10 protein-coding genes are annotated in these 10227 nt (G+C 71.0%); 7 read left to right on the top strand and 3 right to left on the bottom strand.

The annotated features are described in order from the left end of the window. Window positions 1–88: 88 nt before the first annotated feature. Entirely contained in the window at window positions 89–568 is a 480-nt protein-coding gene (locus tag ACIBEF_RS23585; RefSeq protein ID WP_357221928.1) for a helix-turn-helix domain-containing protein, read from the bottom strand. A gap of 102 nt (window positions 569–670) precedes the next feature. On the opposite strand from ACIBEF_RS23585, the gene ACIBEF_RS23580 reads away from it, so the two are divergent. After that, window positions 671–2248: an MFS transporter gene (locus ACIBEF_RS23580; protein ID WP_396795320.1), complete on the top strand. Its 1578-nt coding sequence runs from the start codon at window positions 671–673 to the stop codon at window positions 2246–2248. A gap of 12 nt (window positions 2249–2260) precedes the next feature. Here ACIBEF_RS23580 and ACIBEF_RS23575 read toward each other — a convergent pair whose 3' ends face one another. Then, a complete protein-coding gene (locus tag ACIBEF_RS23575) occupies window positions 2261–3127 on the bottom strand; it encodes an oxidoreductase (RefSeq protein WP_396795319.1) in 867 nt (288 codons plus the stop codon). A gap of 157 nt (window positions 3128–3284) precedes the next feature. Between ACIBEF_RS23575 and ACIBEF_RS23570 the strand changes: the two genes are divergently transcribed. From ACIBEF_RS23570 to ACIBEF_RS23545, 6 genes are all read left to right on the top strand, one after another. Then, the gene (locus ACIBEF_RS23570; RefSeq protein ID WP_396795318.1) at window positions 3285–4166 is read left to right on the top strand and encodes a helix-turn-helix domain-containing protein; all 882 of its coding nucleotides are present in this window, start codon (window positions 3285–3287) and stop codon (window positions 4164–4166) included. Between the two features lie 91 nt (window positions 4167–4257). After that, entirely contained in the window at window positions 4258–4800 is a 543-nt protein-coding gene (locus ACIBEF_RS23565) for a TetR/AcrR family transcriptional regulator (protein ID WP_396795317.1), read from the top strand. A gap of 85 nt (window positions 4801–4885) precedes the next feature. Beyond that, window positions 4886–5920 carry a medium chain dehydrogenase/reductase family protein gene (locus ACIBEF_RS23560; protein ID WP_396795316.1) on the top strand — a complete coding sequence of 345 codons (1035 nt, stop codon included), beginning with the start codon at window positions 4886–4888 and terminating at the stop codon, window positions 5918–5920. A gap of 287 nt (window positions 5921–6207) precedes the next feature. Beyond that, window positions 6208–6381: a hypothetical protein gene (locus ACIBEF_RS23555; RefSeq protein ID WP_396795315.1), complete on the top strand. Its 174-nt coding sequence runs from the start codon at window positions 6208–6210 to the stop codon at window positions 6379–6381. A gap of 158 nt (window positions 6382–6539) precedes the next feature. Next, window positions 6540–7754 carry a PP2C family protein-serine/threonine phosphatase gene (locus tag ACIBEF_RS23550; protein ID WP_396795314.1) on the top strand — a complete coding sequence of 405 codons (1215 nt, stop codon included), beginning with the start codon at window positions 6540–6542 and terminating at the stop codon, window positions 7752–7754. Window positions 7755–7827: 73 nt separating this feature from the next. After that, complete coding sequence (locus ACIBEF_RS23545) at window positions 7828–8895, top strand: DUF2855 family protein (protein ID WP_396795313.1); 1068 nt, start codon at window positions 7828–7830, stop codon at window positions 8893–8895. Between the two features lie 6 nt (window positions 8896–8901). On the opposite strand, the gene ACIBEF_RS23540 is transcribed toward ACIBEF_RS23545, so the two are convergent. Then, complete coding sequence (locus ACIBEF_RS23540) at window positions 8902–9729, bottom strand: RNA polymerase sigma factor SigF (RefSeq protein ID WP_396795312.1); 828 nt, start codon at window positions 9727–9729, stop codon at window positions 8902–8904. Between the last annotated feature and the right edge of the window lie 498 nt (window positions 9730–10227).

Genomic DNA, 10227 nt, shown 5'->3' with positions numbered 1-10227 from the left:
GGCGCCAGCACAGCCCACTCATGGTTCGTCAGATCGCCTCGTGCCACACAGGCCTAACGAGCGAGATTCATGATCCGCGAGACAGAACCTAGTCGCGGCGGACTAGGCCTGGGCCGGCGATGATGTCGATGTCGCCGTCGGCGATCTCGTGGCCGGCGGCGCAGCGGAGCACCGCGCGGATCGGTTCGCCGCAGTCGTGGTGGGTGGCGACGACGGACGGGCCGGTGTCGGTGGCGGCCCAGGTGTCGCCCCAGTTGCGCAGTGCGGTGATGACGGGCAGGAGGTCGCGGCCCTTGCGGGTGAGTTGGTACTCGTGGCGGGTGCGCTGCCCGGGCTCCCGGTAGGGGATTCGTTCGAGCAGTTCGGCGGCGACCATTTCCTTGAGGCGGGCGGCCATGGCGGGCTCGCCGACGCCGACCCGGCGGACGAAGTCGTCGAAGCGGCGTGTGCCGAGCAGGGCCTCGCGCATGATCAGGACCGTTGACCTGCTGCCCACGATGTCCATCGCCCGGGCTACCGAGCAGTTCTCGCTCGTCCAGGAATCGCGATCGTCTCGTAGGTCCTCCATGCCCACCAGCCTACCTGACTTGCATGAAGGCTAGCCAGGTGCTTAACTGGGGCGCGCTGACTTCGGCATACGCAAGTCAGACCCCAGCCTGAAGGATCTTCAGTGACCACCAGCGCCACGGCCCCGACCCCACCCGGAGCGAGCCCACTCGGAGCGAGCCCACCCGGTTCAGCCGCCTCTGCCCGCTCGTCCTTGCGCGGCTCCCGCCCGGTGATCCTGATCGCCATGTGCCTGGGCGCGATGATCACGTTCCTGCAGATCACCGCGACGGTCTCCGCGTTGACCACGATCCAGCGGGACCTGCGGGTCGACCCCACCACTCTGGTCTGGATCCCCAGCGCCTACACCCTGATGGTGGCGAGCGTCGTGCTGTCCGCGGCCACCCTGGGCAGCCGCTACGGGCGTAAGCGCATGTTCGGTGCCGGGGTCGTCGCGATGATCGTCGGCGCAGCCGTCGTGGCTGAGGCTCCGACCGTCGGGTGGGTGATCGGCGGGCAGTTGGTCGCCGGCCTCGGTGGGGCGCTGATCCTGCCGAACAGCCTGGCGATCCTCGGTGCGACGTTCACCGATCCGCACCGACGGACCGAGGTCATCACCGCCTGGTCGGCGGCGTCCGGCATCGGCCTGGCGATCGGCCCACTCATCGCCGGCTTCCTGCTGCGGCACTACCAGTGGCACAGCGTCTACCTGTCGACGATCGCGCTGGGTCTGGTCACCCTCGTCGTCGCCATCGTCGGGGTGGCCGAGTCCCGGCCGAGCGCCGCCCGACTCGACGTGCCCGGCCTGCTGCTGGGTACCGTCGCCATCGCGGCCGCCGTCTACGCGCTGATCCAGGGCGGCAAGGTCGGCTACACCGACCCGGTGGTGTCGACGGCCTGGGTCGTCGCGGTCGTCGCGCTTGTCGCGTTCGTGCTGGTCGAGCTGCGGACCAGCGCGCCGATGCTCGACGTGCGGCTGTTCCGGTCCGCGTCGTTCAGCGCCGTCATGGTCGTCGGCGCGGTGTCGCTGTTCGGCTTCACCGGCGTGGCGATCCTGCTGGTCCTCTTCCACGAACGTGCCCAGGCACTCAGCCCGCTGGACACCGGCTGGCGCATGCTGGTGCTCTTCGGCGCGTACGTGCTGGTCGCCTTCGGTGCCGGGCGCGCGATCCGCCGTACCGGATTCAAGGCGCCGTTGACCCTCGGCCTGGTGCTCGGTGCGGTGGCCAGCTTCGCGCTGGCCAACCAGGGGCCGACCACGTCATTCGGTGACCGCTGGGCGCTGTTCGCATTGTTCGGCGCGGCCAGCGGTCTGGTGGTGGCCCCGGCGACGGCGGCGGCCTTGGCCAGCGTCGCGCCCGCCCAGGCCGGGATGGCCTCCGGCGCGGTGAACGCCGCCCGCCAGGTCGGCTCGGTGCTCGGCTCGTCCCTGCTCGGCACGCTTCTCACCACCACGATGGTGGCCGACCTGCCGGACCGGCTCGCCGCGCACCAGATCGACGAACCCACCCGTACCGCCGTGCGGGCGGCGGTGGCCTCCGGCGCCAACGGCAGCCAACCCCTGCCCGACCCGGTCCGGGCGGCGATCGCGGAGGCACTGACCGCCGGTGTCCAGGCCGGGCTGCGGGTCACCGGCGTCGTCTTCCTCGTCACCGCGGTGCTGGCGCTCACAGTGATCCGCAACCGGCCGCACCACCACTGAGCCGCATGAACGCTAGGAGGCGAGCGCGTCCAGTTCCTCGATGGCGTCGGTCGGCAGTTTCAGGTCGACCGCCGCCATGTTCTCCCGCAGGTGCGCCAGGCTGGAGGTGCCGGGGATCAGCGCGGTGGTGGGAGACCGCTGAAGCAGCCAGGCGAGGGCGACCTGCTGGGGTGAGGCGCCCAGTCGGGCGGCCACGCCGTCGAGCGTGTCGGACTGCAACGGCGTGAACCCGCCGAGCGGGAAGAACGCCGCGAACGCGATGTTCTCCGCCGCGCACCTGTCGACCACTGCGTCATCCCGGCGGTTGGCGAGGTTGTAGTGGTTCTGGACGGTGACCACCGGCGCGATGGCCTGGGCCTCGTCGAGCTGGTCGAGCGTCACGTTGCTGAGCCCGAGGTGCCGGATCAGGCCCTCCTGCCGCAGCTCCGCCAGGGCGGCGAACTGCGCACCGAGCGGCGCGTCGCCGGTGCCCTCCGCCACGCCCACCCGCAGGTTGACCACGTCGAGGACGTCCAGGCCGAGATGCTGGAGGTTCTCCCGTACCTGGGCCTTGAGGTCGTCCGGCTCCAGGGCCGGGATCCAGGAGCGGTCGGCGCCGCGGCGCGCGCCGACCTTGGTGACCAGATGCAGACCCTGGGGGTACGGGTGGAGCGCCTCGCGGATCAACTCGTTGACCACGACGGGCCCGTAGAAGTCGCTGGTGTCGATGTGTCGGACGCCCAGGTCGACGGCCTCGCGGAGCACGGCGAGCGCCTGCTCGCGGTCGCGGGGCGGGCCGAAGACACCCGGGCCGGCCAACTGCATCGCCCCGTAGCCCATCCGGCTCAGGGTGAGGCCGTCAGCGGGGGTGAGGGCACCGCCGGGAAGGTTCTCGCTCATCTCATCCTCTTGTCTCAGTAGTCGTTGTGACATCCGGGCCGTGCGGAACCGACCCTTCAACGACTCTCCGCCGCGGGTGACCCGGGCGGCAGGGCGAGGTGTTCCTGGTAGTGACACAGCCAGTCACCGGGCCGCCCGGCGATCTACCGTCGGTGGCATGGACGCAACGAACCCGCTCGGCGACTTCCTGCGCGCCCGCCGGGAGCAGACCCGGCCCGAGGACGTCGGGCTCGGCCCGGGGGTGGGCCTGCGCCGGGTGCCGGGGCTGCGGCGCGAGGAGGTGGCGATGCTGGCCGGCATCAGCGCCGACTACTACCTCCGACTGGAGCAGGGTCGCGAGCGGCACCCCTCGGTGCAGGTCCTCGATGCCCTCGCCGGTGTGTTGCGGCTGGATCCGGAGGCGACCGCGTACATGATCGGGTTGAGCCGGGCGCGGTCGCGGCGGGCGGCCCGACCGGCCGCCGAGCGGGTGCCGGCCAGCATCCTGCACCTGCTGCGGCAGCTCTCCATGCCGGCCTTCGTGCAGAATCGCTACCTCGACATCCTGGCCTCGAACCCGATGGCGAGGGCGCTGTCGCCGAATCTGGCCCCGGGTGCCAACCGACTCCGCGCGGTGTTCCTGGACGAGGCCGAGCGGGAGCTGTTCCGTGACTGGCGGCAGGCGATGCAGAGCGTGGTGGGGCAGATGCGTGCCGACTCGGGAGGGGCCACCGACGACCCACGGTTGACGGCGCTGGTGGGGGAGTTGTCCCTCAAGAGCGACTGCTTCCGGCAACTGTGGGCGCGCCACGAGGTGCGTCGGCGGGAGGGGATCGTCAGCCGGCTGCACCACCCCGAGGTGGGCGACCTCGACCTGTACTGCGACAAGCTCGCCGTGGCGGGCGCCGACGGGCAACTGTTGGTGATCTACCACGCCGAGCCCGGCACGGAGTCCGCCCGCTCGTTGGCGCTGCTCGGCTCGATCGCCGCCAGCAGTGCGGACGACGTGCCGGACAGCCTTCGACCCGGCGACCCGGCCCGTCTCTATCCGCTGGAGTGAGCCGGTCATGGCCGCTGCGGGCCGCCTGGGTAGGGATGTGTTCGTAGTGACGGGCTTGACGACACTTGTTTGTGAGTGCACACTTACGAACATGCGATCCACCGCCGAGGCCCGCCGGGTCACCGTCCTGAACACCGCGGTGTCGGTGTTCGCGCGCGCTGGCTTCCACGCCACCCCGGTCACCGCCGTGGCCGCCGCCGCCGGCATCTCCGAGGCGTACGTCTTCCGACTCTTCTCCGGGAAGCTCGGCTTGTTCGTGGCGGCGGCCGGGGCGTGTTTCGACCGGATCGCCGACGCCATCGAGGCGGGCGCGGAGCGCGCCGTGGGTGGTAGCTCGGAGGAGATCCTCGACGCCATGGGTGGTGCCTACGCGGAGCTGATCGCCGATCGCGACCTGCTGCTCTTCCAGGTGCAGGCGCAGGCCGTCACGGACATCCCGGAGGTCGCCGAGGCGGTGCGGGCCGGCTACCGGCGGGTCGCGACCTTCGTGCAGAGTCGGGCCCGGGCCAGCGACGCGCAGGTGCAGCAGTTCTTCGCGTACGGCCAGTTGTGCCACCTGATCGTGACGGCCGGCCTGGAGGAGGTCCCGGAGCCCTGGGCTCGCGCCCTGACCGCCGGTATCCGCCACCCCTGACCGACCCGATGCTGGGCCGCCTCGGCGGCCCAGTCTTTTGACGAGACAAGTGTGTGAGTGCACACTTACAAACAAGGAGAATCCGATGACGACCACCGACACGACGATCACCGAAGTGGTACTGCCCGGCGTGGTGGAGCCTGACGGCCTCCTGCTGCACCGACGCGCGATGCCCGCCCCCGCCCGGGGGCAGGCGCTCGTCCAGGTAGAGGCCACCGGCATCTCGTTCGCCGAGCAGCAGATGCGCCACGCGCTCTACCCCGGCCAGCCGAAGTTTCCGTTCGTGCCCGGCTACGACCTGGTCGGCACGGTGCGGGCGGTCGGCCCCGGCGGCGACGACGCGCTGGTCGGCACCCGGGTGGCGGCGGTCACCAAGACCGGTGCCTGGGCCACGCACGCGATTGTCGACATCGACGCCCTGGCCCCGGTGCCCGCGGGTCTGGACCCCGCCGCGGCCGAGACCGTCGTGGTCAACGGGGTGACCGCCTGGCAGATGCTGCGGGACGCCGACCTGGCGGCCGGACAGACCATCCTCGTGCACGGCGCGAACGGCGGCGTCGGGAGCGTGCTCGTCCAACTCGGCCGACACCTCGGCCTGCGGGTCATCGGCACCGCCGCCGAACGGCACCACGCCGGGCTGCGCGAACTCGGCGTCGAACCGCTCGACTACCGCGACCCGGACATGGCCGCGCGGGTCCGCGAACTGTCGCCGGGCGGGGTCGACGCCGTCTTCGACCCGGTCGCCGGCCCGGGCGTACGCACGTCGTACGCCCTGCTCGCCCCCGGCGGCACCCTGGTCGTCTACGGCAACGCCGCCGCCGTCGGCACCGGGCAGTCGGTCGCGTGGGTCTTCGTGAAGCTGCTGGCCCGTCTCTACACCTGGAACGCGCTGCCCAACGGCCACCGCGCCGGCTTCTACAACTTCTGGGCCGGCCAGCTCACCCGGCGCGCCGCGTTCCGCCGTCGCCTGCGTACCGACCTCGGCATCGTGCTCGACCTGCTGCGGCAGGGCGTGATCGTGCCGCAGATCGCCGCTCGCTACCCGCTCAGCGAGGTTTCCGCGGCACTGGTGTTCGCCGAGAACCGCAGCCGGGCCGGCAAGGTGGTGCTGGAGCCCTGACCTCCGGCCCGCCCAGGGCGCTGGTGCGGCGGGCCGCCGCGAGGGCGTACGGTGAACATGTCGCCCGGGGGACCCGGTGGCCGCCAGACGCCGTCGCCACCAGCCCGCCAGGGCGTTACCGCTCATCTTCTGCCTCGCCTCGACGTACCGGCCGTGTCGGCGATCGCGGACCGCGTCCCGACCGGCCGGTCGCCGCGTCGTCGGCGTCCGGCGCTCGGTTGCCCGACGCACGCACTCGTTCACCGTCCGTGCACATTGTTTCGAACGCTCAATCAGGGGAGTACCAGATGAGGATCGCCAGGGACCGGATCGTCGCCGCACTTTGCGACAGGGGTCAGCTGGCCCGGGCCGCCTGGGTCGAGCGCGAACTGCCCGAGCAGATGGACCCGGCCAAGCACTCCGGGCTACTCGCCACCCTGGACCTCAACCCGGCTGATCTCGTCGACGCGCCCTCCCACTGAGGGTGGCGCTGCTCGGGCCGGTCGCCAGTGGCTTGTGACCACGACGCGCCCTGGTGGCGTGGAGGCGACTCGGTGGACGCCGGGTGCGCGGCGAGCGAGGTAGCCTCACGCTCGCACTACGTGCTCCTGCAACCGGGGAGAACAGGGGGAGGTGAAGCATGGCCGACATCGGCGAGGTGGTGCGTTGGTTGCAGCTCAACGCACCGCGGGGTGGCCCGGACGAGGTGTCCCAACTGGTCGCCCGTGCGGCGCCCGCGATCGGCGCCAGCGAGATCGTGATCTATCTGGCCGACTACACGCAGACCCTCCTCGTGCCGCTGCTCGGCGCGGGTTCCGACCGGGACCAGCTGCCGATCGAGACGACGCTCGCCGGCCGGGCCTTCACCACCCTCGACATCCAGTGCGCGCCCGACAACCCGGATCGGCTGTGGGTGCCACTGCTGCTCGGGTGTGAGCGGATGGGCGTGCTGGAAGTCGTCTCCCCGGCTGCCGCCGACCAGGCGATGGACGCCCCAGCCTGGGAGGTGGCGGTCAACGTCGCCCAGATCCTGGTCAACCGCCGGCTCTACGGTGACGTGGTCGAGCGGATGCGGCGGCGGATGCCGATGCAGGTCGCTGCGGAGATCGTGTGGGGCCTGCTTCCGCCGCTGACCTTCGCCACCGACGACCTGGTGGTCACCGCCATCCTCGAACCGTGCTACGACGTCGGCGGCGACATCTTCGACTACGCGTTGAACGAGGACGTGCTCAGCGTCGGGCTCTTCGACACCTGCGGGCACGGCATCAAGGCGAGCACTCTGGCCTCGCTGGTGGTGAGCGCGTACCGCAATGCTCGTCGGTGTGGCCTCGACCTGGTCGACACGGCGATCAGCATCGACCGGTGGGTGCGCTCCGAGCACCCGAACTTCTTCGCGACCGGGCTGCTGATCGAGGTGGACCGCCGGACCGGCCGGCTCAGCATGATCAACGCAGGGCATCCCGGTGCGATGTTGCTGCGTGACGGCAAGGCCGTTCGAGAATTCCCGGGGCCGACCGCGTTGCCCCTCGGCCTGGGCCACATGTCACCACGTCGACCACGGGTGCACGTCGAGGACCTGCACCCGGGCGACCGCATCCTCGCCTACACCGACGGCATCACCGACGCCCGTAACGCGGAGGGGGAGCAGTTCGGGCTGGACCGTCTCGTCGACTTCGTCAACCGCGCCCTGAACGACGGGTTGCCCAGCCCGGAGACGATGCGTCGCCTGGTCCGCGCGGTCGTCGGCTACCAGGACGATCAGCTCGAGGACGATGCGACGGCCCTCTTCGTGGAGTGGCGGCCACCGCACCTGCCGCTCGCGCACCTCCGCGACCTCGCCGCGCTCCGACCCTGACCCCTCGCGCCCAGTGGGATTTTGCACTCGCAGTGCACTTGTCTCCGGTTGCGGGGCTGTCTAGCGTCACCTCATGGCTGACTCATGGACCTTCGCCGTGGCGCGTGACGACCTCGGGCAGACCACGCTCGTCGATGGCTCCACCCCCGTCCTGTCCGACGGCGAGGCGCTGCTGCGCGTGGACCGCGTCGGCCTCACCGCGAACAACGTGACCTACGCGGTGCTCGGCGACTCGATGCGGTACTGGCAGTTCTTCCCTCTGGCGGCCCAGGGCCTGGGGCCGCAGTGGGGTCTGCCGCCGCTCTGGGGCTTCGCCGAGGTGGTCGCCTCGGCGGTGGCCGGTGTCGAGGTGGGGCAACGGGTCTACGGCTACCTCCCGCCCGCCGGTCACCTCGTGGTGCGGCCGGACCGGGTGGACGCGTCCGGGTTCCGCGAGGCGAGCCCACACCGGGCCGATCTGCCGTCGCCGTACAACGCGTACCGGTCGACCACCGGCGACCCGGCGTACCAGCGCGACCAGGAGGACCTGCTGATCCTGTTCCGGCCGCTGTTCTTCACCTCGTTCATGCTGGCCGACCAGGTCGTCGACAACGACTTCTACGGTGCCGAGGCGCTGCTGGTGTCGTCGGCGTCGAGCAAGACCGCGTACGCCGCCGCGTTCGAGCTGCACCGGCGCGGGCCGCGCCTGGTCGGTCTCACCTCACCGGGCAACCTGGCGTTCACCCGGTCGCTCGGCTGCTACGACGAGGTCGTGTCGTACGACGACATCGACTCCCTCGACGTGGTCCCGAGCGTCTACCTCGACCTGTCCGGCGCGCCCTCGACCCGCGCCGCCCTGCGTCGACGTCTCGGCGACCGGCTCGTCCGGGACATCGCGGTCGGGCTCACCAACCAGACGCCGAACGCCGACGCCGCCGAGGAGGTGTTCTTCGCGCCGGTGCAGATGCGCAAGCGCAGCCACGACTGGGGTCGCGACGGGCTCGACCAGCGGTTCACCGAGGCGTGGCAACGCTTCGCCGCCGTCGTGAGCCGGTGGCTCGACGTTCGGGTGGGTGCCGGGCCGGCGGCCCTCCAGCACGCGTGGCTCGACGTCCTCGCCGGTCGTACGCCGCCACGGGTGGGCCACGTCGTCCAACTGTGAAACGGCTCAGGCGGTGATGTCGTCGCTGAGCTGGTGACGCAGCGTGGCCAGTGAGCGGGTGATCAGCCGGGACACGTGCATCTGTGACACGCCGATCCGGTCGGCGATCTGGGCCTGGGTCAGATTGCCGTGGAAGCGCAGGCTGAGGATCTGGCGCTCGCGTTCCGGCAGCGTCGCGAGAGCCGGGCCGAGGGCGACGCGGATCTCGACGAGGTCGATCTCGTGGTCGTCGTCGCCGAGGGTGTCGCCGAGTTCCCGGCTGCCGTCGCTCCCGATCGGGGTGGACAGCGACGTGGCCCGGTAGGCGCGCGCACCCTCCAGCCCTTCCAGGACGGTCTCCTCGGACACGTCGAGGTAGGAGGCGATGTCGGCCACCGTGGGCAGGCGGCCGAGGGTCTGGGTCAGGACGCCGTTGGCGGCGCTGATCGACAGGCGTAGCTCCTGCAGGCGGCGAGGCACCCGCACCGCCCAGGTGCGATCCCGGAAGTATCGCTTGATCTCGCCGATGATGGTGGGGATGGCGTACCCGCTGAAGTCGACACCCCGGTCGTGGTCGAAGTTGTCGACGGCCTTGATGAGCCCCACCGAGGCGGTCTGGGCCAGGTCGTCGTCGGGGGCACCGCGTCCGCCGTAGCGGCGGGCCAGGTGCCGGGCGAGCGGCAGCCACGCCTCGATGGTGCGCTCCCGCAGCGCCGGGCGCCGGGGGTCGTGCGGCGAGGTCGCCGCCAGGGCGGCGAGGAGGTCCTCCGGGCTCTGGTCGCTGTTGCGCTGGCCGACCCGGGTGCTCGTGGCGTTCTCGGCGGTGCGTGTCGAGTTCTCGACGATCGTGGACATGGGTGGTCCCTCCGGCGTTCGCCCGTCGATCGGATCGACCGGAAGGATCTCCGAACCGGCTTGTCGCCGGGGCGCACCTGCGGGCAGGAGCGCGCTGTCGCAAGGCCAGGATCACGGGCCTGGCCACCGCGTCATGTCGTTCACGTGATGGAGCGACCCTACCCGAACGTCCGACTATTTACTAGCCGAAAGTATGAATCGAGGCAGGTCTCGGCCGTCCGGAGAAGGGGTTGAGCTTCAGCTCAGCCGCGCTGGGTGGGGCCGTCGGCAGCAGCCGAGATCGGCTGGGCGGGCTCCACCGCGAACGGGTGGCGCAGTCGCCGCAGGTCCGTCCAGCACGTCACCGTGCGACGTGGCGAGGAACAGTGCGGGTCGACCGTTGTCGTTCGATGTCATGCGGGGATCCTGTCTCTACGAAAGGGGTGCGTCTGGGGTCTCGGCAACGTCGGCCGTGCGACCTGGTGACGCTTCGGCGCACACGCTGGCGCCCGAATGCTG

This window comes from Micromonospora sp. NPDC050795, assembly GCF_044456785.1.
GTDB lineage: Bacteria > Actinomycetota > Actinomycetes > Mycobacteriales > Micromonosporaceae > Micromonospora.
Note: the sequence above shows the minus strand (reverse complement) of the source record. Positions and strands in the feature narration are given on the sequence as shown.

Excerpts from the sequence above, each read along its gene's own strand:
- ACIBEF_RS23585 (WP_357221928.1), bottom strand. The coding sequence starts at position 568 with ATGGAGGACCTACGAGACGATCGCGATTCCTGGACGAGCGAGAACTGC.
- ACIBEF_RS23575 (WP_396795319.1), bottom strand. The coding sequence starts at position 3,127 with ATGAGCGAGAACCTTCCCGGCGGTGCCCTCACCCCCGCTGACGGCCTC.
- ACIBEF_RS23570 (WP_396795318.1), top strand. The coding sequence starts at position 3,285 with ATGGACGCAACGAACCCGCTCGGCGACTTCCTGCGCGCCCGCCGGGAG.
- ACIBEF_RS23565 (WP_396795317.1), top strand. The coding sequence starts at position 4,258 with ATGCGATCCACCGCCGAGGCCCGCCGGGTCACCGTCCTGAACACCGCG.
- ACIBEF_RS23560 (WP_396795316.1), top strand. The coding sequence starts at position 4,886 with ATGACGACCACCGACACGACGATCACCGAAGTGGTACTGCCCGGCGTG.
- ACIBEF_RS23555 (WP_396795315.1), top strand. The coding sequence starts at position 6,208 with ATGAGGATCGCCAGGGACCGGATCGTCGCCGCACTTTGCGACAGGGGT.
- ACIBEF_RS23550 (WP_396795314.1), top strand. The coding sequence starts at position 6,540 with ATGGCCGACATCGGCGAGGTGGTGCGTTGGTTGCAGCTCAACGCACCG.
- ACIBEF_RS23545 (WP_396795313.1), top strand. The coding sequence starts at position 7,828 with ATGGCTGACTCATGGACCTTCGCCGTGGCGCGTGACGACCTCGGGCAG.
- ACIBEF_RS23540 (WP_396795312.1), bottom strand. The coding sequence starts at position 9,729 with ATGTCCACGATCGTCGAGAACTCGACACGCACCGCCGAGAACGCCACG.